This window comes from Rummeliibacillus pycnus (genome assembly GCF_044359855.1).
GTDB classification, from domain to species: Bacteria; Bacillota; Bacilli; order Bacillales_A; family Planococcaceae; genus Rummeliibacillus; species Rummeliibacillus pycnus_A.
Genome location: NZ_CP132291.1, coordinates 105,397 through 128,548, shown reverse-complemented (window position 1 = coordinate 128,548; position 23,152 = coordinate 105,397). Strand labels below are relative to the sequence as shown.

Annotated in this window: 23 protein-coding genes; 7 read left to right on the top strand and 16 right to left on the bottom strand. The window is 34.2% G+C overall.

Features of this window, described 5'->3' with window-relative positions; genetic code table 11:
- The first annotated feature begins 116 nt into the window (after nt 1–116).
- A complete protein-coding gene (locus Q8X41_RS00585; protein WP_397538333.1) occupies nt 117–1,055 on the top strand; it encodes a RimK family alpha-L-glutamate ligase in 939 nt (312 codons plus the stop codon).
- 160 nt (nt 1,056–1,215) lie between these two features.
- On the opposite strand, the gene Q8X41_RS00580 is transcribed toward Q8X41_RS00585, so the two are convergent.
- Both Q8X41_RS00580 and Q8X41_RS00575 read right to left on the bottom strand, forming a co-directional pair.
- Nucleotides 1,216–1,782: a histidine phosphatase family protein gene (locus Q8X41_RS00580; RefSeq protein WP_397538332.1), complete on the bottom strand. Its 567-nt coding sequence runs from the start codon at nt 1,780–1,782 to the stop codon at nt 1,216–1,218.
- A 154-nt stretch (nt 1,783–1,936) separates the two neighbouring features.
- Nucleotides 1,937–2,488 carry a superoxide dismutase family protein gene (locus tag Q8X41_RS00575; protein ID WP_397538331.1) on the bottom strand — a complete coding sequence of 184 codons (552 nt, stop codon included), beginning with the start codon at nt 2,486–2,488 and terminating at the stop codon, nt 1,937–1,939.
- A 234-nt stretch (nt 2,489–2,722) separates the two neighbouring features.
- Between Q8X41_RS00575 and Q8X41_RS00570 the strand changes: the two genes are divergently transcribed.
- Nucleotides 2,723–3,289, top strand: a complete 567-nt coding sequence (locus Q8X41_RS00570; RefSeq protein ID WP_397538330.1) for a flavodoxin family protein — start codon at nt 2,723–2,725, stop codon at nt 3,287–3,289.
- A gap of 453 nt (nt 3,290–3,742) precedes the next feature.
- Here the strand turns inward: Q8X41_RS00570 and Q8X41_RS00565 are convergent, their stop codons facing one another.
- On the bottom strand, nt 3,743–5,185 hold the full coding sequence (locus Q8X41_RS00565) for an MDR family MFS transporter (RefSeq protein ID WP_397538329.1): 1,443 nt from the start codon (nt 5,183–5,185) through the stop codon (nt 3,743–3,745).
- Nucleotides 5,186–5,303: 118 nt separating this feature from the next.
- Here Q8X41_RS00565 and Q8X41_RS00560 point away from each other — a divergent pair, with 118 nt between their 5' ends.
- Both Q8X41_RS00560 and Q8X41_RS00555 read left to right on the top strand, forming a co-directional pair.
- Complete coding sequence (locus Q8X41_RS00560) at nt 5,304–6,218, top strand: LysR family transcriptional regulator (RefSeq protein ID WP_397538328.1); 915 nt, start codon at nt 5,304–5,306, stop codon at nt 6,216–6,218.
- A gap of 120 nt (nt 6,219–6,338) precedes the next feature.
- A protein-coding gene (locus tag Q8X41_RS00555) for an IS3 family transposase (RefSeq protein WP_397537045.1) occupies nt 6,339–7,489 on the top strand; the annotation gives its coding sequence in 2 pieces (ribosomal slippage) (nt 6,339–6,612 and nt 6,612–7,489; 1,152 coding nt in all).
- Nucleotides 7,490–7,605: 116 nt separating this feature from the next.
- Here the strand turns inward: Q8X41_RS00555 and Q8X41_RS00550 are convergent.
- Nucleotides 7,606–7,908 carry a YunC family protein gene (locus tag Q8X41_RS00550; RefSeq protein ID WP_397538327.1) on the bottom strand — a complete coding sequence of 101 codons (303 nt, stop codon included), beginning with the start codon at nt 7,906–7,908 and terminating at the stop codon, nt 7,606–7,608.
- Between the two features lie 896 nt (nt 7,909–8,804).
- Here Q8X41_RS00550 and Q8X41_RS00545 point away from each other — a divergent pair.
- Complete coding sequence (locus Q8X41_RS00545) at nt 8,805–9,431, top strand: RraA family protein (protein WP_397538326.1); 627 nt, start codon at nt 8,805–8,807, stop codon at nt 9,429–9,431.
- Between the two features lie 73 nt (nt 9,432–9,504).
- On the opposite strand, the gene Q8X41_RS00540 is transcribed toward Q8X41_RS00545, so the two are convergent.
- Entirely contained in the window at nt 9,505–10,500 is a 996-nt protein-coding gene (locus Q8X41_RS00540; RefSeq protein ID WP_397540167.1) for a VanW family protein, read from the bottom strand.
- Between the two features lie 176 nt (nt 10,501–10,676).
- Between Q8X41_RS00540 and Q8X41_RS00535 the strand changes: the two genes are divergently transcribed.
- A complete protein-coding gene (locus Q8X41_RS00535) occupies nt 10,677–12,683 on the top strand; it encodes a catalase (RefSeq protein ID WP_397538325.1) in 2,007 nt (668 codons plus the stop codon).
- Between the two features lie 213 nt (nt 12,684–12,896).
- On the opposite strand, the gene Q8X41_RS00530 is transcribed toward Q8X41_RS00535, so the two are convergent.
- Entirely contained in the window at nt 12,897–12,986 is a 90-nt protein-coding gene (locus tag Q8X41_RS00530) for a putative holin-like toxin (RefSeq protein WP_397538324.1), read from the bottom strand.
- A gap of 173 nt (nt 12,987–13,159) precedes the next feature.
- Between Q8X41_RS00530 and Q8X41_RS00525 the strand changes: the two genes are divergently transcribed.
- Nucleotides 13,160–13,627, top strand: a complete 468-nt coding sequence (locus Q8X41_RS00525; RefSeq protein WP_397538323.1) for a phosphate-starvation-inducible protein PsiE — start codon at nt 13,160–13,162, stop codon at nt 13,625–13,627.
- A gap of 285 nt (nt 13,628–13,912) precedes the next feature.
- On the opposite strand, the gene Q8X41_RS00520 is transcribed toward Q8X41_RS00525, so the two are convergent.
- From Q8X41_RS00520 to Q8X41_RS00475, 10 genes are all read right to left on the bottom strand, one after another.
- Nucleotides 13,913–14,803, bottom strand: a complete 891-nt coding sequence (locus tag Q8X41_RS00520; protein WP_397538322.1) for a 3-hydroxyacyl-CoA dehydrogenase — start codon at nt 14,801–14,803, stop codon at nt 13,913–13,915.
- 365 nt (nt 14,804–15,168) lie between these two features.
- Complete coding sequence (locus tag Q8X41_RS00515; protein WP_397538321.1) at nt 15,169–15,762, bottom strand: Maf family protein; 594 nt, start codon at nt 15,760–15,762, stop codon at nt 15,169–15,171.
- A gap of 132 nt (nt 15,763–15,894) precedes the next feature.
- The gene (locus Q8X41_RS00510) at nt 15,895–16,383 is read right to left on the bottom strand and encodes a metal-dependent hydrolase (protein ID WP_397538320.1); all 489 of its coding nucleotides are present in this window, start codon (nt 16,381–16,383) and stop codon (nt 15,895–15,897) included.
- A gap of 181 nt (nt 16,384–16,564) precedes the next feature.
- The gene (gene rfbB, locus Q8X41_RS00505) at nt 16,565–17,602 is read right to left on the bottom strand and encodes a dTDP-glucose 4,6-dehydratase (protein WP_397538319.1); all 1,038 of its coding nucleotides are present in this window, start codon (nt 17,600–17,602) and stop codon (nt 16,565–16,567) included.
- Nucleotides 17,603–17,629: 27 nt separating this feature from the next.
- Entirely contained in the window at nt 17,630–18,517 is an 888-nt protein-coding gene (gene rfbA, locus Q8X41_RS00500; RefSeq protein ID WP_397538318.1) for a glucose-1-phosphate thymidylyltransferase RfbA, read from the bottom strand.
- Nucleotides 18,514–19,620 (bottom strand): DegT/DnrJ/EryC1/StrS family aminotransferase, encoded by a 1,107-nt coding sequence (locus Q8X41_RS00495; protein ID WP_397538317.1) that lies wholly within the window; start codon nt 19,618–19,620, stop codon nt 18,514–18,516. The genes rfbA and Q8X41_RS00495 overlap by 4 nt, the downstream gene beginning before the upstream one ends.
- Nucleotides 19,621–19,769: 149 nt before the next feature.
- Nucleotides 19,770–20,474, bottom strand: coding sequence for a WbqC family protein (locus Q8X41_RS00490; protein ID WP_397538316.1), 705 nt, complete (start codon nt 20,472–20,474; stop codon nt 19,770–19,772).
- A gap of 29 nt (nt 20,475–20,503) precedes the next feature.
- Entirely contained in the window at nt 20,504–20,944 is a 441-nt protein-coding gene (locus Q8X41_RS00485; protein ID WP_397538315.1) for a hypothetical protein, read from the bottom strand.
- A 363-nt stretch (nt 20,945–21,307) separates the two neighbouring features.
- Entirely contained in the window at nt 21,308–21,850 is a 543-nt protein-coding gene (locus tag Q8X41_RS00480) for a GNAT family N-acetyltransferase (protein WP_397538314.1), read from the bottom strand.
- Between the two features lie 91 nt (nt 21,851–21,941).
- Nucleotides 21,942–23,150: an acetyl-CoA carboxylase biotin carboxylase subunit family protein gene (locus Q8X41_RS00475; RefSeq protein ID WP_397538313.1), complete on the bottom strand. Its 1,209-nt coding sequence runs from the start codon at nt 23,148–23,150 to the stop codon at nt 21,942–21,944.
- Nucleotides 23,151–23,152 lie beyond the last annotated feature (2 nt).

The following is a 23,152-nucleotide window of genomic DNA, read 5'->3' as shown; positions in this document are numbered from 1 at the left end:
GTAAAAAGCAAATATAATTATATACAAAAATTATCCTTAGTTAATCAATAGGTTTTTAGTGTTTTAATCCCCAAACCTGTTATAATAATAAAAAACATGTTAAAGGAAGTATTCAGATGCAGAAGAAAATCTATATCTTACATGAAAATAATGAATGGACAAATCATCTTGTGAAACGTCTCGAAGAACTTAATTTGCCATACGAGAGCTGGCATTTAGATGAGGGTATTATCAACCTTACAGAAGTACCACCAGAGGGTATTTTCTACAATCGCATGAGTGCTTCATCTCATACACGTGATCATCGTTTTGCTCCTGAGCTTACAGGCGCGGTTATTGATTGGTTGGAATTTCACGGACGTAAAGTTTTAAACGATAGTAATGCCCTGCGCTTAGAATTAAGCAAAGTAAAACAATACACACAACTAGAACGATTTGGCATTCAAACACCAAAAACGGTTGCAGCCGTTGGTAAAGAAAACATATTAGAAGCTGCTAAATCATTGAATATGACACCATTTATCACTAAGCATAATCGTGCTGGTAAAGGTCTTGGGGTGCAATTATTTTACTCACTTGAAGCATTAGCGGAATATGTAAACGGTCCAAACTATGAAGAACCAGTTGATGGCATTACTTTGATCCAACAATATGTTAAATCTCCTGAATCTTTTATCACACGTGTTGAATTTGTCGGTGGTAAAAATATTTATTCTGTACGCGTGGATACTTCTGAAGGCTTTGAACTTTGCCCTGCGGATGCTTGCCAAGTTGGTGACCTATTCTGCCCAGCAGGTGAACAAGCACAAATGATAGAAAAATTCGAAATCGTTGAAAATCCTCATAAAGATCTTATCGATAAATATGGAATATTCCTTGCTGAAAGCGGTATTGACGTTGCAGGTATTGAATTTATCGTAGATGAAAATGGAACAGCTTATACGTATGACGTGAATACAAATACGAACTACAATAGTGATGCTGAAGCAAAAGCGCAACAATTTGGTATGCTTGAGCTAGCTAAACTTCTTGGAAGCGAATTAGAAAAGCTATAATAAAAAAGGTTGTTTCAACATGTGCAAATACACATTTGAAACAACCTTTTTTATAATTACTCCAATATTTATCCTCTAGCAATATCTTATATATCATATGTACCATAATTTTCAAAGTAATCATTTTACTCTCTTCTTGTCCAAATTGACATTAAAAATTTTATTTCCATATTCTTTGTACTTCTAGAAGTTTATTTTTTGAAAAAGTTAACTTATATATATCAGGTTTGGTGGTACTCTTCCAAAAATCATATCCGTACTTTGAATTAAAATAGTTCATAATAATTGTCATAATATTTCCGTGAGTACCAATAATTATTGTTTTACCCTCATAATTATTTAAAATACTTTTGATTATTGGCAAAGACCGATTTTGCACATCTCTTAAAGACTCACCACCAGATAAATAAAAATCATGATCTTCGTATGATTTTTTAATAGCGTGATGGATTTCTTTTTCAGGTAATTTATAATCCCCTTTTAGCTGTCTTTCCTTTAAGTCTTCATAAACTTTTATTTCTAAATTTTTATCATTAGCAATACCTTCAATTGTTTGGATTGCCCTCATATACGGACTTGAAATGATCGCATCAATTTCCTTGTGTCTCATTAAATCTGTGACTCTTTTTGAGTCTGCTTCACCTTGTAAGGATAATTTTCTCCTTCTCTCTTGCCCAAAAACAAAATGTGATTTTGAGTGTCTTATCATATATATTGTAGTTTTCATTTTCATTTCCTCCTCTTAATGTTAATCGAACTATCTTTTCGCTTAGTTCAACAAATAATGAGGATATTCCTTCATGGCGGAATGCATCCCCCGCACCTATAACAAAAATAAGGTGTAATACAGTTTAAATCTGCATTACACCTTATTGATTCAATTATTTTTCAATCACACCACAAGCAATTCTTCCTCCTGAATTTCCACTTGGGTCTGTTTTGTAATCGTCTTTGTCTGCATGAACTATAAAGGCACTACCATTTGAATCAAAAAGTGAATTCGCTACTCCTGTTTTTAAAGAAAAAGCTTTCGTTGTAAATTCCACATCTACCGTGCCATCCTTTTCCACTTGTAAATTCGGCAAATCGCCTAAATGATAACCCTTAGGATTATAGTAGCCATGCTCCTTTTGTGTTGGATTATAATGAGCACCTGCTGTTTCAAATTTTGGTTTTTCACATATTCCTACTTCATGAATATGGATGCCATGCTCACCAGGGGGTAGATCGTGCAATTTCAAACTAATTTTAACCCCATTCTCATCTTCGGACATATTAGCTGTACCTATATCTTTTCCATCAGAATTTATAAATTTTGCAGTAGCACTTAGACTCTTTTCACCATTTACTGGTGTCATTACTTTGTTCTCTTTTGATAATGAACAACCAGCTACTAAACATAATGTGGCTACTATTAATATTAACTTTTTCATTTGACAACACTCCTTTATGTCAGAATGTGCAAATTTGCGCACATTTAATCAGGACAAAAAGGAAAATCAATTTACAGATTACTTATTCGTAAATTTATTTTTTAAACATGAATATCAAAGTTAAGTTTTTGCATATTTTAGAAGGTTGATTGTATTTTTTGAAATTTCAACTTTTTCGTTAACGAATATTCAGATACACTTTTTATATACTTAGTATAGGAGGAGATGTATTAAATGAAGATCACAACGTTTATAGGAAGCTCGAGAGAAAATGGAAATACTGAAATCTTAACGGATATTGTCACAAAGAATATTCAGCACAATAAAATTTATCTTAGAGATTTAAACATTAAACCGATTCACGATCTACGACATGATGTAAATGGTTTCCAACCTGTTGATGATGATTATGATCAAATTATTAAAGCCCTTTTGGAAAGTGATTTGCTCATTTTTTCAACACCTGTGTACTGGTATACAATGTCCGGTTTAATGAAAAATATGGTTGACAGAATAAGCCAAGCAATTCGAGATGCACGGTACCCACAATTAAGAGGGCAATTGAAATCGAAAAATGCCATCGTCGTAACAGTTGGTGGTGATGATCCCTATATTAAAGGACTTCCACTCATTCAGCAGTTCAAATATACATTCGATTTCTTAAATATGAATTTTCCTGCCTATATTATTGGAGAAGGCCATCGCCCAGGTGATATTTCTCAAGATAAACAAGCAATAGCTTATGCAGAACTATTAAATGAAAAATTGAAAGAAGTGACTGTCACAGGCACATTTAAGTAATTTCTAATTTGAAACGGTAATGTTTTGCTATTAATAAACAGTTAAATCAAATTGAAGGCAAAAAAACTTGAACTGAATATATTCCTGGCAACCTCCAGCAGGTTGCAGGCATTAAAAAAGTGCAAGACTTTGTACATTAACAATACATAAAGTCTGCACTTTTTAATTTTGAAACATTTAAATGAATTTCATAATTCAAAGATTTAATAAAATACACGAACATAAAATGATTTGTCTATAAAGCGGAAGATGGCGACTCCTGCGGGAATGCGAGACAGGTGAGACCCCGCAGTGAAGCACGGTACGTGCTTCCGAGGAGGCTCAACGCTCGCCCGCGGAAAGCGCCATCTGGAGCGGAGTTCTAAGTAAATTCTGTAGAAAGTATTAGTATTTTTTAACTAGAAAATTATTTACTACTATTAATTTGCATTTCGTCCATTCTAACAACTATTTTTAAGGTTTCGTTTTATGTTCTATTGATTGCTTTCGATTCATCATAAAAAATGAAAGTGGAATAGATATCACAAGAATAACGAATGCTACAAAAAATGTGTCATTGGATGCAAGAAGAAAAGCCCCTTGCTTCAATGCTTCCCCTACATTCTCACCTTTCAATTCAGAAAGATGTGTTTGCGTTCTTACTGCTAAAATGCTACTAAAAACTGCAATAGACAAAGCGGCCACAGCTTGACGAAGCCAGTTTGCGATGGATGTAGCGTGTCCTACTAGTTCAGGTGGAACAACACTCATTGATATTGTAGCGATTGGAGATGTTGCAAGCCCAACTCCAATATATCGTATAACCATAAATAAGGTAATCGTAGCTACTGTTGTATTCATTTTCAAATCACTAAATAACCATGTTGCAACACTTAAAAGGATTGCTCCTCCCATTACAAACCAACCAGGGTCAAATTTGTTATTGAATTTGCCTGTGATTATTGTGACTACAATCATTAATAATGCTCCTGGAAGCATGACTAAACCGCTCACAAATGAAGAAGCTCCTTGCGCTTCTTCCAAAAACAAGGGAATCAGATAAACACTTGAGTAAAGTCCAATCGAAATAAGGCAATTTAAAAGAGTTCCTATCATAAATTTGGGATATTTTAAAACACTTATATTCAACAAAGGTTCTTTTGCCGTTAATTCTCTCCATATGAAAATAACGATGCCAATTACACCTACGAGTAATAATGCTATCGCAGAAACAGAAAACCAGCCTAATTCGGAGCCCTTCGTGAAATACATTAATAAGGAAACATTTCCTATTACAACTGTTATTAACCCCACAATATCTAGTGATACTGTACTTCCTTTTTTACTTGAAGGAATAAAGAAAATTGCGCAAAGTGTTGCAATGATCCCTACTGGTACACATGAGAAAAACAACGCCTTCCACCCGAATGCATTTGTCAATAATCCCCCTAAAGTTGGGCCAATTGCAGGAGCAACCATGATCGAGATCGTCCATAAACTTATCGCCATCGCTTGTTTTTCTTTTTTTACAGACTGATAAATAATCGTCATTGTCGATATTTGAATCAAGCCAGAACAAATCCCTTGTAAAATCCGAAAAATAATTAATGTAACAATATTCCCTGCTAAACCGCATAACGCAGAAGATACGGTTAAACCGATAAGAGCAAATACATATAACTGTTTATATCCAAATTTGTTGCCCAAATACCCAACAACTGGAGCAATGGTGCCAATCGCAAGCATAAACCCGGTCACAATCCATTGAACCGAATTTAAATTCGAATGTAGCTCCCTCATAATAGATGGTATAGCCACATTGACAGTACCTGAATTAATAAAAGCTAAAAAATTACCCAAAAATATGGCTAATATAATAAAAAGATATGAATCTCTATCTTTTTTTACGTTTTTCAAATTTTTCATCACCTCATATATAACATATATCTCAGTATGAACATAATTAATATTAATGTAAAATTACAATTTTTAATGCTAATATAAGTATTATTAATATTAAGAAGGAGAACTCCTTATGAACCTAGAACAAATGGAGTACATTAAAGAAATTATCCATACAAAGTCAATTTCAATAGCTGCACAGAATCTTCATGTTTCTCAGTCTGCCATAAGTCAGTCTATTGCGTTGTTAGAAAAAGAATTAGGTATTCGATTATTCAAAAGATCTCGCTTTGGAACAACACCCACTGAAGAAGCACAAACCATTATTCATAAAGCTCTATTAATCGCTGAGAACATTGAAAAAATTAAGGAAGATGCACAAACCATTACCTCTTCTTTTAAAGGTGAACTCAAAATTGCAGCAATACCTAGTTTAATGAACTATTTACCTAAAATTCTTTCTCTATTTAAAAAAGACTTTCCTCAAATAAAAGTCACTGTTATTGAGATGGAGAGCAAAAGAATTCTTGAAAACGTTAAACAGCATACTTTGGATTTAGGATTTACATCCATAAAAAAATCTTTTGAGAAGACTCTTTCTGAGCACTTATTATTTAAAAAACTTGAATACACTGCAGATTTTAAAGTAATTGTGCCGAAAGATTCTCCCCTAGCATTCAAACAACTGTTATCGTTGCAGGATCTATATGACTATCCAATCGTTTTGTATACAAGTCAATTTTGGGAAGATTTTATATACTCTTTATCAGAAAATAACGAAACGATAAACGTACTTTTCCATACTTCTAATTCAGAAGTCATTAAGAAAACGATTGCTGAAGGATTAGCCATTGGCTTGTTATCTAGCTACCTTTTAGATGATGATCCTTACGTTGAAACTGGACGAATTATTCCCATCTCATTGGCAGACACTCATTTTGTTCCAGACCTTTCATTTGGGTGTCTCTTCACAGAAAAAAACCCCCAACATGGCTTAGTTAAAAAGTTTCTAGAGTACATCCAACTATCTGGAAATTTACTACCCTAAATAAGAAGAGGTGCATTCTTAATTTGAACTGACCCCATTGGGTTAGACAAAACAAAAAAGCATCTTTAAAGGAATTCGGGTATTAGTTACCTAACTATTTCTTTGGAGGTGCTTTTTCTAATGGGGACAAGAGTAAGTTATCCGTATGAAGTAAAAATGAAAGCAATTGAGATGAGATTAGCGGGGGTGCCAGTACGAAAAGTAATGGAAACTTTGAACATTCGAAATAAAACACAAGTAGAAACATGGATGCGATGGTATAGAAATGGAGAAATTCATCGCTTTGAACAACCAGTTGGCAAACAATATACCTTCGGTAAAGGTCCTGAATATGAAAGCGAACAGTCAAGATTAGAAAAGGAGAATCGCTATTTGAAACAACAGATTGAAGTGTTAAAAAAGTACGCAGAATTGGAGAGGAAGTGGTTGGACAAGTAGCTGTCGATTTAATCGATTCATACAAAGGGAAAGTAACAATACAAACAATTTGTGCTCATTTAGGTGTTCCAAGATCTACTTATTATCGTTGGAAGAAATTATCAACCGATGAAAAATCAAAAACAGCTCTTGAACAAAAGATAGGTGATTTATGTAAATCAAATAAATTCAGATATGGTTATCGAAAAATTACAGCACTTCTACGAAAAGATCGACTAGTAAATCATAAAGTTGTTCAACGTGTTATGCAAAAATATAATTGGCAATGTCGTGTGAAAGTGAAAAAACGTAAAGCTACTGGACAGCCCTATCATGTAGCTGAAAACTTAATGAACAGAGAATTTACAGCAACGCAGCCACTTCAAAAACTAGTAACCGATATTACTTACTTGCCTTTTGGTGGCAAACAATTATATCTTTCAAGTATTTTAGATGTATTTAACAGTGAGATTGTAGCGTATTCGATTGGAGATTGTCAGGACACAACATTTGTACTGGATACACTGTCTCAAATCGATAATTTACCCGAAGGATGTATTCTTCATAGCGATCAAGGATCGGTTTATACGTCCTATACGTATCAAAGAGCAGTAAAAGCAAAAGGCATTACCATGAGCATGTCCCGTAAAGGAACGCCCGCTGATAATGCCCCAATTGAATCGTTTCATGCGACGCTTAAGTCAGAAACGTTCTATCTCGATGGATTAACTCGCACTACAACCGCCATTGTAGAGCAAACCGTACGAGAATATATAACCTATTATAACAATACTCGAATCCAAATAAAACTAAACAACCAGTCGCCGATTCATTATCGACAACTGGTTGGATGATGCTTTTTTGAGACTGTCTCATTTAAAGGGTTCAGTCCCATCGAATGCACCTCTTCTTTATTGAATCTTTAATGTTTAATACCCATTTCCTTACTTCCATTTAACTTAAGTATTGTTTAAATCATTTTCAACAAAGCGTCTTCCCCAACCATTCCCTTTGTAATTCCAAGTTCTTCTGCTTCATACGTTACAGATTCTAGCGGTGCATGTAACAAATCATCAATTGTTTTTACACCAACAGCCCGGCCAGCAATGATTTTGCGATCCACTAATCGAGTATTCAAAAGTCCCACGTCTAACGCGCCGCACATAATATAGCCCTTGTCATTTGAGATTGTTAGCAATGTCGTCTTAGGCAAAAAAACAGAAACCGCTGTGAACGAATGCCCTTGAATAATTAATGTTTCTGTAGAAACCATTCCTTATCCCTCCTCCATATATACATATGGAATTGAACGATAAGTGGTTCGAAAAATTTTATTTACTGAAAAAATTACAATTCGTAAAGCCGCTAAAAATGGCGCTTTCCATGAGCTTAGCTTCGATCTCCTTATCACTACGTTGAGGCACTGAAAAACAATTTTACCCCTAACTTTTATAGTACAAATCTCCTTTAACATGAAGTGGAATCAGCTTCGCTTTCCTCGGGCAAACCGACGAGCCTCCTCGCTTGTTCTCCTGCATCGCTTCGCTAGCTTCGTCGTAGAGAAAATCTCGCTGTAGGGTCTCTCTGGTTCGCTTTCCCGCAGGAGTCTTCGCTGATTCCACTTCAATAATAATTGCATCACAAAATTTTATTATTAAAATTTCATGCAATTTAACTTTTTCAGTGGCCTCCACTACTATCCTGCGGAACTTTCCGCTTAAGCTCTTCTCGTAGGACTTTGAATATACCCCACCGAATGAACAGCGCATGAAGGAAATGCGAATGCATTTTCGAGGACTCGCAGTCGAAGCGTTGCAATGACCAAAAGTGGATTTCATTATGTTCGTATATTTTATATAAATTTCGCATTATGAAATTGATTCAACAGTAAACTTTTCTTTCTATATTAATAGCTTTGAAATTTCTCTTTCAAAACTACTTGGTTTTATCTTTCAAACTACTTCAAATTGTGATCGTCTGTTACCTGATCGTGTTTGCCATGGCTTCTTTATTGCTATTTTTGTTGTGTTTATTATTTTTAGGGGTTACTGTATTCATCCAGTATAGGGCGCTTTCCATCTTTAAAATCCCTAATTCTATCTGGAAGCTATTGTCATCAATTCCTCTCCTCATATAAAATAAATGCAATATTTCATAGGGGGTTCTGACATGTCCAATATTGAGGAATTACTATATACTTTACCAACAACAGCAATTTCTGATGCACTTGCTGGTACGTCTAATATAAATGCCGCCATTAAACCTTTAGAAGATCATTATCATATAGCTGGTCGTGCTGTTACAGTGCGTTTACCAATCGGCGAGAATGGTGCTTTGTTAGAAGCAATTCGTATTGCAAAGCCTGGTGATATATTAGTGGTAGACGCAAAAGGTGATACTAATCGTGCAGTAGCTGGAGATTTCGTTGTTTCTTTGATGAAAGGAATGGAGATACAAGGGCTTGTCGTTGATGGAGTGATCCGAGATATTCAAGCGATTCGAGACCTAGACTTCCCTGTTTTTAGTTTAGGCACTACAGTCGCTGCTGGTAATAAATTTGGTGGCGGTGTCATTCAAGTCCCTATCGCTGTAGGTGGTATGAGCGTCCAACCAGATGATTTCATTATTGGAGATGCTGATGGTGTTGTCGTTATTCATCAGGCTCAAGTAAACGAAGTTGTTCAAAATGCGTTAAAGAAAATAGAAAAAGATGAAGAACGTGCGCAATCGGTTGCTGGTGGCAAAGAAGAAATTATTGCCTATTTAGATCAAGCTTTAGGGAATGCAAAGGTATAGAAAATAGCATTAATTAAAGAAAACCCATCCAAGTATCTTCTTGGATGGGTTTCACTAACAATAATAAATCAATTTATTTATTCAATAATAATTTCTCTGCATTCGTTTTTGAAGTTCTTACTTCAATCGTTAATGAGCTTTTACCATAAATTGTTTTGATCAATAATGGAGCATCGCTCATATTTTGAAATCTAAAATCTAAGGTACCATATGAAACAGTGGCATCCCTTCCTTTTGGTACGTAGCCTATATTGATTGAATGGTGATGTTTTTCTAAATATTTTACCTGTATTTGGTCAACTGCATTAAAAAGTGTTGAAGATGTTTGGCAAACGCCTCCGCCAATTCCCATCACAAGCTTCTTATTGATGATTTCAGGGGCAGGTTGGTATCCATTTTCTTTGTCCCTCGGTCCAACAATCGTATTAAATGAAAAATAATCTCCTATCCCAACAATGACATTGTTTAAAGCTTTTGCGGATAGTTCTATATTTTTATTTCTATTTTCTTTAGACGGATCAAAATAAGTGGTATAGGAAGCAACCGTCATTTCTCCGAATGTTGATATTTCATCAGGATTATAATTACTATTGGTAATATATAATGGTAATTCAACGACTCCACCAATAAAGGAAGTCTTCAATATTTTATCTACAAGTTCACTTTCTTTTAGAACAACTAAGGGATTACCTTTCAATATCTCTCCATTTTCCCCTATTTTATCAAGCTTCATCCTTTGGTCATAACCAGGAGTCGTTTCCGTCCCACTTGCTAATTCTTTCGCAATTTCCTTTATTTTACTTTCGTATTCTTCGTAATTTGTATCGAACCATAGTTCTTTTGGAGAAAAGGTTTTAATGACTTCGGAAGTATTTGGATCAACAATATTAATAACAGTTGGTTTTGTTTCTACAGTCTTCTTATTTTTACGATCTTTTGCATTTGCTTCGAGTTGTTGATCAATCTCTGTTACCTTCTTGTCTAACTTTTTCTCCTGTACTTCTGTGCCAAGACAACCTACCAATCCGATTGAACATATTAATAATAGGAAAAACATCCATTTTTTCATCACAAACTTATTTAACACCTACCCATAAAATTATTCACTTAGACATTCTATTCAATAATATTTGAATATGTGTGTACTCTTATTTTGCCTCATAATCAATTTACAAATACCAAAATGTTTTATTCCGAATAAAAAAGGACATGAATAGTTTATGTAATTAATTTGGAGGTAATTAAATGGCAAATAAAAAGGATGACCAATTAAAAAAATTTACGATTAATAACGAAGATCAGGTGCCTTTAACTACGAATCAAGGTTTAAAAATGACTGAGGATGAGTTTTCTTTAAAAGCAGGCTTACGTGGTCCTACTTTAATGGAAGATTTCCATTTTAGAGAGAAAATGACGCATTTTGATCATGAGAGAATTCCAGAACGGATTGTTCATGCTCGTGGTGTAGGTGCTCATGGTATTTTTCAACTTTATGAGTCATTAGAATCCTACACGAAAGCTGATTTCCTATCAGATAAATCTAAAATCACACCGGTTTTTGTACGATTTTCAACCGTACAAGGATCTAAAGGGTCGGCCGATACGGTCAGGGATGTACGTGGTTTCGCAACAAAATTTTATACAGATGAAGGCAATTTTGATTTAGTCGGAAATAATATACCTGTATTCTTTATTCAAGATGCCATTAAATTCCCTGATTTTGTGCATGCAGTTAAACCAGAACCAGATACGGATATACCACAAGGTGCTAGTGCTCACGATACATTTTGGGACTTTGTTGGACAAAACCCTGAAACAGCACATATGGTCATGTGGTTAATGAGTGATCGTGCTATCCCTCGTAGTTTACGAATGATGGAAGGTTTTGGTGTGCATTCTTTCCGTCTTATAAACGCTAAAGGAAAAGCACATTTCGTGAAATTCCACTGGAAACCTAAACTGGGCTTACATTCTTTAGTTTGGGATGAGGCACAAAGAATCTCAGGAAAAAATCCCGATTTCCATCGTCAAGATTTGTATGATGCTATTGATCAAGGAGAATATCCAGAGTGGGAGCTTGGTTTACAATTAATACCTGAAGAAAATGAACATCAATTTGACTTTGATATTCTAGACCCAACGAAAATATGGCCTGAAGAAGATGTCCCCGTAAAAATAGTTGGGAAATTGACTTTAAATCGAAATGTCGATAACTTCTTCGCAGAGACGGAGCAAGTAGCTTTCCATCCTGGCCATGTAGTACCAGGTATTGATTTCTCAAATGATCCACTTTTACAAGGTCGCTTATTTTCTTATACGGATACCCAGCTTTCACGTCTTGGAGGACCAAACTTCCACCAGATTCCAATCAATCGACCTGTCTGCCCCTTCACTAACAATCAACGTGATGGGATACACCAGATGGTCATTCATAAAGGTCAAACAAGTTATCATCGAAATGCTTTAAATCACAATCAGCCCGCTCCTGTTCCAGCTAATCAAGGAGGATATGAGCATTATCAAGAAAAAGTAGATGGCCGTAAAATTAGAGGGCGTAGTGTAAGTTTCCGTGATTTCTTCTCCCAAGCGAAATTATTTTATAACTCTCTTGCTATTTATGAACAACAACATCTAAAAAGTGCGCTTAGCTTTGAAATTGGAAAATGCAAATCGGAGATGGTGAAGATCAATGCCGTTGCAATTTTGAATCATATTGATCGACAAATAGCACAAGAAGTGGCTGACAAAATTGGCGTTCCGTTACCTGAAGAAAATCATGAAGTGACATCAACTAAAAAATCTCCAGCACTTAGCATGGACAATACAATTTTCAAAGCAGATACAAAGAAAGTGGCTATTTTATTGAACGGTAAACCTGATGAGAACCAATTAAGAAAATGGATGATGAAATTATTAGAACATAAAGTAAACTATAGTATCATCGATAAAAAAATTCATGACTTAAATTCTGTCGGAAAAGTTACAGATACTTTTGAAACTGCAGATTCTACTCTTTTTGATGCGGTCTTATTAATTAGTAGTGAAACAGAAATTCCAGCACACGCTTTAGAATTCTTAGAAACTGAATTTAAACATTACAAACCGATCGCATTAGCCCTTAGCCATCCTAAACCAATGGAATACAGTCGTGTAAAATTAAGTGCACCGGGTGTCTACGATTTAACAAGCACACTTATTGATCCATTTATAGAAGGTATTGCAAAGGGACGATTCTGGGAACGTCAATTATAAAATCTAGGTAAATATTGCATTATACCAGACTTTAGTCATTTTCTGACTTTAAATATATACAACTTCACCGTATATTATAATTAAGAAATGAATAAATTAAAAAAGATCATTCGATGTTGGTGCACCAAATAATCAATTATAATAGTTAGTTCCCTTAAAGGGATTGGCTGTTAACGTTATAAACCCATCCGAGCCACGTAACTCAAGGATGGGTTATTTCTTTTGGTTAAACGCCAGAATAGAAACAACCAATGTTACAAATGCAATCACAAACATAAATGCTTCAAATACTGACATCTTCACCACCTCCTTGCCCACACAATATGGGTTATACCCGACAAGCAGGAGAGTGCCAACCACCCTAGTTGTTGTCCTACTTATTTTCGAGAGTTTCGTTAAAAATTACATTGAATTTGCATTTCCTTAAAAAGTAATTTGTATACTTTACATATAGAAAATGTATTGGAGGGTTGCTTATGAAACAATCAAAAAGATTTCTATTTGAAATACAGCATATTGTTCCGAAAGCACTGCAATGGTTTCTTAACATTTGTTTAATTACTTTAGCACTTTTTTTAGCTTTTCTTATGGTAAAGGAGCTTATCGTATTCTTTGACATACTATTCAACCACCACAAGACAGCTCGAGATCATGAAGTTTTCTTAGCGAATATCTTAATCTTCTTCCTCTACTTCGAGTTCATCACAATGATTGTCAAATACTTCAAAGAAGATTATCACTTTCCTCTCCGCTATTTCATCTATATTGGCATTACTGCCATGATTCGGCTTGTTATTATCGATCATTCCAACGCGAAAAGCATGTTGCTTTATTCCTTCGTTATTCTATTATTGATTATTAGTTACTTCATCATTAATATCACTCCATTAGAACGTCCAAAGAGATTTTGGTTTTGCAATCCGAAAGGAAAAAAGCTGAATTAATGCCGCCCACCATCTTCCGCTTCATAGACAGTGTTCTAATCGATATGGCGTATAACAATTACCCATAGCCCATTTATTGTTCATGTATTTTATTTAATCTTTGAATTATGAAATTGATCACGACAATATCTTACTGCTTACGACAAATTACATCATTGTTTGGAATTATTAGAAATTATATTTCCTGAGAAATAATTTTATATATTTTTCTATTCGTTTTAGGAAATAAAATCAAAGTAAAAGGGAGCTACCTACGAATGGTAACTCCCTTATTTTTGAGTTTCATTAAGCTTTTAAAAACTCTGGATCTAAATATGATGGGTTTGGATATTTGTAGAAGCCTTCACCAGATTCTTTACCTGTTTTACCTTTGTCTAGGAAATCTGTTTTTAATATATCTGCGATTGGTTGAGCATTTGGATTGTGTTTTGCTTCATTCGCTACAATATTGTAGGCTGTTTGAATACCTACAACATCTAAAATAGCGAATGGCCCCATTGGTGCACCTGTTGCAAGCATCCACGTTTTATCGATTGTTTCTGGATCAGCAACTCCTTTCGCTAGTAATGCTTGGCCAGCATTTAAAAATGGTACTAACAAGGAATTTAATATATAGCCAGGTTGCTCCTTTAAGATATGAAGAGGAATCATACTGATTGATTTTGCAAATTCAATCACTTGATCTTCATACTGTTTATCAGTTCCTGGGTGACCCATTACTTCAGCTGTATTGTTTTTCCATACTTCGTTCGCAAAGTGTAATGCTAAGAACTTTTCTGGTCGACCTGTATATTCTGCAAATTGGCTTGGCAACATTGTTGAAGAGTTAGATGCAAAGACTGTTTTTTCAGGTGCAACCGTTGCTAATTCTTTATAGAAATTGATTTTAATATCTACTAATTCGGGAATTGCTTCAATAATTAAATCAGCGTCCTTAACTGCTTCTTTTAAACTTGAACTAAACGTGAAGCGTTCAAGTGCAGCAATCGCTTTTGTTTCATCTTTGAAATAATTTGCATAAACATCTTTTAATCCAGCTAGACGTTCCTTCGCTTTTTCAAGAGCTGCATCATTGATATCATAAACACTTACATTATAACCATGAAAAGCAGTTTGGAACGCGATTTGGCTTCCTAATACGCCACTACCAGCAACCGTAATATTTTTGAAATTCATTTGAATTGACTCCTTTAAATTGAATTTAAGTACATTACTAATATCGCATTAATAAAATGCTATGTCAATAAAAAAGTAAGTACTCACTAACTAAAATATAATTTTATAGCCCGGAAGAATGACATCACATAAAATATATTATTGTTGTACTTATTTTTAGTTAATTTCTTACTTAAAAAATATTAAAATCTATAACTGTTAAAATTGAATAAAATAAAAAGGAATATTTGATGGGTAATATCAAATGTTCCTTTTTAATAGTTAATCGTATTTGCGACGAGAATCGCAAGGCGGGGAAATTAAAGAATTTAGCTTATTTTTTGTATTAGTCCATTAGATCCATTAACTTAGGAATGAGTTATTTTTCACTTTGAAATACCTATAAGTTTCAGTGAAATTAGCTGCTCACATAAACTAGCTAATGGTAAACCAACAACGTTTAAATAATCCCCTTCGATTCGATCAACTAAAAAGACGCCATCTGTTTGAATACCGTAGCCGCCTGCTTTATCAAATGGGTCTCCAGTTGCAACGTAGGCTTCTAATAGTTCATCGGATACATTTTTGAAGATGACTTTCGTTTTCTCTACAAATGTTGTTTCCTCCCCATTTTCTTCAATAATTGCCACACCTGTTAAAACGTCGTGTGCTTCGCCACGCAAAGTGCGAAGATGGGAAATTGCTTCTTCATGACTTGTCGGTTTATGAAGTAATCGGTTGTCTTTTGCAACGATTGTATCTGCCCCTATGATTACTTTACCAGGTGCTTTTTCCGCAACATCGCGGGCTTTTAGTAACGCTACTTCTTTGACATATTGTGAGACTTTTGAAGCTTGTACACTTGTTTCTTCAACATCCGATGTGACAATGTCAAATGGTATATTTAATCGCGTGAAGATTTCTTTTCGACGTGGTGATGCAGATGCTAATATAAATGATTTTGTTGTATGAAATTGCATTGTTTTCACTCCTCATTTTTATCATACAAGAAATACCGGGATTTTAAAATTTGTATCATATTATTACTTATTAAATTATTAAATCGAACAAAAAAATTCCCTTATGTCGATTATGACATAAGGGAATTGAACCTATTTCAAAATGAATGAATGACTAATCGTTTCAAAACCTAAATATATGCAAAGAACTGTTAGTATAACTGTAACAACATTTTCTGTTTTACTACCTGTTCGAGTGGTAATTGGAAAACGCACATTGATATCTAGAGGAAACAATAACTTTATCCCTTTTTTTGTGGCCATATCGAGGATGTAATGGCTCACCATTCCGGTTAATATACCTGCTGTGATTGATTCATTTGAAATATACTTATTCATAAACAATGCCATAAGGAATAAAAATAGCAGACTATGTGTGAATGAACGATGTCCAAATAAAGTGTTAACAATCTTGGATATAAAGGGAAATGTCCGGCCAATTTTACTTCCCCCGTGACAAATATCCGGAAGTAATGCGCCTGCAACACTTGCACCAACTAACACTAATGAATCGTAATTTGAAACTTGTACTAAAGCAAGACCTGCTGCTATGCCGCCTATGATGTGTGTATTTCCTGTCATGCTTGTAAATCTCCTTAATTCTCCTAAACTGATTGTCCCTTTACATTACTCCAAGGTTTTCAACCTTTTACTACCTCTTTTCTTATGTAATGTACTTATCAGTATATAAGAACATTCGTTCGTTCGCAACAAAAAAAGGGCGATTCATCCCCTAGTTATAAAAAAGGGGACTTCTCAACCTCTAAACATCCAAAGATAACTGTAGAGAGAATTGTTTATTAAAATAATTTTGATACTCTCCATTTAATATTTGCTCCCACCAATCTATATGATTAAGATACCACTTAATCGTTTGGGCGATCCCCGTTTCAAAGGAGTAGTTCGGTTTCCAACCAAGGTGTTCTAATTTTGATGGGTCAATTGCATAGCGTTTATCGTGTCCTAATCGATCTGTTACAAATTCAATTAGGTCTTCTGATTTACCTAGTGTTTGGATAATAGTTTTCACCACTTCTAGGTTTGTTCGTTCATTATGACCGCCTACGTTATAGACTTCCCCATCTACCCCTTCGTGTAATACTAAATCGATAGCCGTACAATGATCAAACACATGTAACCAATCACGGATATTATCGCCACTTCCATATATAGGTACCTTTTGATTATTTAACACACGAGAAATCGTTAAAGGAATTAACTTCTCTGGAAAATGATAAGGGCCATAGTTATTGGAACAACGGGTAATATTAATTGGTAAACCAAATGTTTCATGGTAAGCACGGACTAACAAATCTGATGATGCTTTACTTGCACTATAAGGACTATTAGGTTGAAGAGGAGTTTCTTCTGTAAAAAATGTAGTTGGATTAAATTCTAATTCACCATACACTTCGTCAGTTGAAACGTGAACAAATTTTTCAACTCCAATAAGTTTTGCTGCGTCTAGTAATACTTGAGTTCCCACTACATTCGTACGAATAAAGATACCCGGATCTGTAATCGAGCGATCCACATGACTTTCCGCAGCAAAATGAATTACATAATCAAATTTATCTTTTTCAAATAAAGGAATGATTGTATCTCGATCTACAATATCTGCTTTCACAAAATGATAATTATCCATTTTTTCAATTACACGATGTTTCGTTAAATCACCTGCATAAGTCAATACATCTAAATTGTAGATATCATATTGAGGGTATTTGTTTACCATGTATTGCACAAAATTCCCGCCAATAAACCCTGCCCCGCCTGTAATAAGTAACTTTTTTCGATTCATACCATCTCACCTCATCCGAACAATTCTCTAAATTAATATTTTTTCTAATGGCTGATGTGCAATTTCAACTAAATATTGACCGTATTCCGTTTTCATAAGAGGCTCAGCAAGACTTAATAATTGCATTTGCGTAATATATCCTCTTCTAAAAGCAATTTCCTCAATACAAGCAATATACATTCCTTGCCTTTTTTGAATGGCTTCAACAAAATTAGAAGCCTGTTGCAATGAATCATGAGTACCCGTGTCCAACCACGCTAAGCCTCTTCCCATAATTTCTACTTTTAGCTTTTGTCTTTTCATGTAATATTCGATAATAGAGGTGATTTCTTTTTCACCACGTTCAGAAGGTTGAACATTTTTGGAGATTTCTATTACATCGTTATCAAAGAAGTATAATCCTGGTACAGCGTATGATGATTTTGGAAATTCAGGCTTTTCTTCTATTGAAATAGCATTTCGATCTTCATCTACCTCAATTACACCGTATGCACGTGGATCTTTTACAAAACAGCCAAAAATAATGCCACCACTTGTTAATGTAGCCGCTTCTTGTAATCTCTGACCAAAATTAGATCCGTAAAAGATATTATCCCCTAATACTAAGGCTACTGATGATTTACCAATAAACTCTTCGCCAAGAATAAATGCTTCAGCTAAGCCATTTGGTTCTGCTTGAATTGCATACTCAAGATTGATTCCAAGGTTGCTACCATCCCCTAACAGCTCTTGAAAATTGATAACATCTCTTGGTGTGGAGATAATAAGAATCTCCTTAATACCTGCAAGCATTAAGACAGATAATGGGTAATAAATCATCGGTTTATCATACACAGGTAGCATTTGTTTCGATACCGCTTTGGTCAATGGATAAAGCCTTGTTCCTGATCCACCAGCTAAAATAATCCCTTTCATCGAAGGCATCCCCCTTTTATGATGTTGCAAATTTGATCAACATTATCTAATGCTAAATCTGCATAAAGAGGTAAGGTTAGCACCCGATCAGCGATATATTGCGCAACTGGTGTATCATCTGGATTAAATTGATCTCCAAAATATTTAAAACTATTCGTAAGTGGATAAAAATACTTTCTAGCAAATATATTTTGTTCCTTTAACAGTTCATACACTTCATCTCTAGAAAATTTATATTGATCAAAAACAACTGGGAAATAAGCATAGTTACTTTTTACTCCTTGTTGTATAAATGGCAGATTAATACCCTTGATTTCACTCAACTGCTCCATATATCTTTCAAAAACTAATTGTCTTTTTTTAATCTCTTCATCAATATTTCGAAGATTGCAAAGTCCCATCGCAGCTTGGAATTCATTCATTTTCGCATTACCAGCAATGTAGTCAACAAACTCTGGTCCAGTCATGCCAAAATTTTTCATTGCGTTAAAAATTGATGTTAGCTGAGGTTCTCTAAAAGATAATGCGCCACCTTCAATAGTGTTAAACACTTTTGTCGCATGGAAACTAAACATAGATGCATCGCCAAAATTAGCAACACTTTCTCCTTTGATCGTAATCCCGAAAGCATGCGCTGCATCATAGATGACTTTCAGATTATACTTATTTGCGATTCTTTCAATTTCTTTCACATCACAAATATTCCCGTATACATGAACTGGTACAATTGCAGTCGTTTTATCTGTAATCAAACTTTCAAGTTGATCAATTTGGAGTGTGTAGTCATCGGGGTTAATATCACAAAAAACGGGCTCTAAGCCATTTCGAACAATGGCCTGAGTAGTAGAAGCAAAGGTGAAAGGTGTAGTGATGACTTCTCCGCTTAAATTGAATGCGGAAAGTGCAGTCTCTAAAGCAAGATGGCCATTTGAAAAAAGGGAGATATTTGGCACATTTAGATAGTTTGCTAATTGTTGTTCTAGTTGTTGATGTTTTGTCCCCATGTTCGTTAGCCAATAGCTCTCCCATAGGTCTTTAATTTCTTCTATATATTGTTCGTAAGGAGGGATTGAGGATTGTGTTACTTGGATTGGGCTTGGCATTATTGGATTACCTCACATTCTATATTAGAAATTCTATTAATAGAGTAGATTTCAACATATAGTATGATTTCGAGGTGACAGTAAGAACTAGATTTTATGAATTTTATCTCATACCTGAATCAATTAGTAAGGAAATTTATACTATTAGATTATACTAATTCTTGTATTCCTATCATTTCTTTAATTCTACTTATTTCGTTAAACATTAATACGTCGATGATTGATAGACCTGGGACAAACTTATGTTTGAATTGCTTATAAGGTGCTAAACTGGGGTTAATAAATTGAATATCTAATCCTTCGTTTTTATATTTTTGTGTACTATAAAATTCTTTACCACCAATAGCATTAATATAAGTTGATGCTTTTAATGCTTTAGATACTTTAATTCCCCATTCATCTGCCTCATCTGCTTGGTTAATAAAAGGAAATTTTTCGGACAATACGGTTATATTTGCATCTATTTTGAGTAGATTGCAAGTCTTTCTTAAAATAGATGTATTAAATTGGCTTACATTATCGCATTTAATACTCAGACATTCTTTAACAAATTCCATAACACTAGTAAAATTCGGGGCAGCCTTATAATAGAGTAATTGTTGAATGATTTTTTCTTGCCAATTAATATCATTATTTATTTGAATATCTTTAATTTTTGTTTCTCTTTGAGCTTTAAAAACTGGGACATTGATATAAATACTTTCCTTATGTGCATTTAATATTCGATTTCTTGTAATCCAGCTTCTTCTAATAAATTGTGCATTATCAAAAATCACAAATTCATCTACTGAATTGATCAGTCTATAATAACCCAGATACGGGAAAAAATAGGGTTGCATTAATGCTACTTTCATCTCAAAATCCCCTCCCTTGATTGAATATTTTACATTAAACTACTAACTTGCGCTGAAATCTCTTCATTATTTCTTGGCACCAGATCTACACTTAGCTCCATATAAATTTTCCCTTTTCGACAGTATACGAAATAAGTATCTTCTTCTTGATAGGCTGTTCCTAGTTTTAATGATGAGAGGACTTCCTCTCTTTCAAAATGAAGGATACGCCATTTTGAAACTTCACCTTGGATCTCTGAAAAATCAAACACGTTTAGCCAATTTTGAGTTCCTCTTAATAAATGCCAGATTCTCTCTATTTCCCATTCTTCCCAATCGATAATTTCTTTATATTCACTAGCTTTTATTTGTCGAGCTCGTACCGTTGGACGTTCTTTTGGTTGTTTTATTCTAGGTGCAGAACCATTTTCTATATCTATGATTGACTTAAGTAACAGCTTACCCCCGATTATATCCTCTAAGTGTTCCATAAATTCCTCTTCAGTGGCACCAAGAGGTAAATGATAACTTTCTTGATAGATAATATCCCCGTTATCTTCATTTTCTTCTAAATAGTGAACTGTTACACCAAATAATTAGGGATTTGATAGTTAGACATAAATTTTTTAATTCTATTGTTTGTATAGTAGGGTTTCTTTGTTTAGAATCGATAATTCCAATATTATTAACCGAAGAATCATGCTAATAATGGACAATATTGTTGAAGCCAATTGTTATTACCATTACTTTTAAATTGCGAACTTCATAGCAATGTTTTAATGTAAAATTCTGTACGGAAATTGGAATTCTTACTCGGTTACTAGTTCCATCATTCAACTGCATTTGTTTTAATATCATTTATTTTGATATTCATTCACAAAATAATCAGAACTTAATAGCGTACAAATATAGGCGTTGTGAAATCCACCTCTTTTATAAACTAAATCTCTTATTTTTCCTTCGATTTTAAACCCTGATTTTTCTAACAATCTTATTGTTGCTTTATGATCTTCTCTGCAGAAAGTATATATCATATTCAAGCCGAGTTCTCCAAATAAATGATCTAAAAACAATTGGCCAGCTTCAAATGCATATCCATTACCAGCTAAATCTTTCGATATGATGATTCCTCCATATTCGCACTTTCTATTAATATAATCGATATTCTTTGCACAGGTGTATCCAATTGGTCTTCCACTATCAATACTAGAAATCATTAAATATAATTGGTTATAATTATTGAATATTTTATCCTCGATCCATTTTTTATCTCGCTCAGAGGAAACATAATATTTGTTACCACAAGTTAGTTCAAACAGTATATCGTCATTACGCAACTCATTTAGAAATTCTAAATCATTGTATTCAAATGCCCTTAAATATAATCTTTTTTCCATAATATTCAATCTCCTCATCTAAGGATTTCTTTCATTTCTACTTTTCTTGTACAAGATCTTTGATAAGTAGATCTTCATCTAGATAAGTTTGTTATTCAACAATAACCCTTACCCACTTTGTTATATTATCCATCTTCTCTAGCATTTCATTCATAGAAGAAAATTTTAGAATCATTGTTCCAATTTTCTCATTAGAGCCTATATAAGTGGAAACATTATCATCTAGATTAACGGTTAAGTCACATTCAACAATATTATTTTTCTTAAATTCGTAATCAATATCAACGCCTTTAAATTTCCCACTTTTCTGACTACTTATTAAATAAGCAGACCAATAGCCATTCGGTTTAACCATCTTCAAGTCACTGCAGTCTTCTCCCAATGCTGCTTTAATGGTAAATTCAATCATATCGATTCCTGTTGCATAATGAGTAACATAAGGTATCAAATGGCCACCATTTCGAGCCCCCATATCCAAAAAGTAAACATTTTCTTGAGCGTCAACTTGAATATCGAAATTATACGCACCTGTTTTCATTTCGAGTAAATCTAATAATCTTTGAATTTCATCATGAATTTTATTTTGTATATGTTCAGGCATGTTGCTTGGCCAACTTGGCCCTACCGCAGCAAACGAATTTACCGGATTTAAATGTTTTGGCAAAAAGTGTGCATTTGCAAAACATCTAAATACAAGTTGACCATTTACTGAAAAACAATCTCCCCCAACTTGATAGCCATTTTTTTCGATGTACTCTTCAATAATAATACGTTTGACTCTTGAAAAACTAAGAGCATTTTCTACTTTTTCTGGAAGTGATACGATAGAGTCTATCTTTGAAACCCCTCTACTTGCAGATGAATCTACGGGCTTAATCATCACTGGCATATTAAAATAATGAAAATCAGCTTTTGCTTCTTCTAATGTGCTATATCCCTTTGCTTTAGGAACGCTAAATTTATTTTTTTTCAAAAACGATCGAAACTTATCTTTAGTTGAAATTATTTCTACAGACCTGTATGGATTTGAGGGTAAACCTAACTTTTCAGCAACATAGGCTACTACAGGTGCAGCTGCATCATTTGCAAAACAAGTAATACCATCAATATTTAATGATTTCGCTAAAGCTAATATCTCTTCTTTATCTGTATAACTTACATTGTAGTAAGCATCAGCATATTTATGTCCTAAATTCGCCTCTATATAGTCACAAGTGATCACATAATGGCCCATTTCTCTTGCTTTTTTAATAGATGGAATTTGTGAATAATCCCCACTAAGTACTAATAATTTTTTCAACT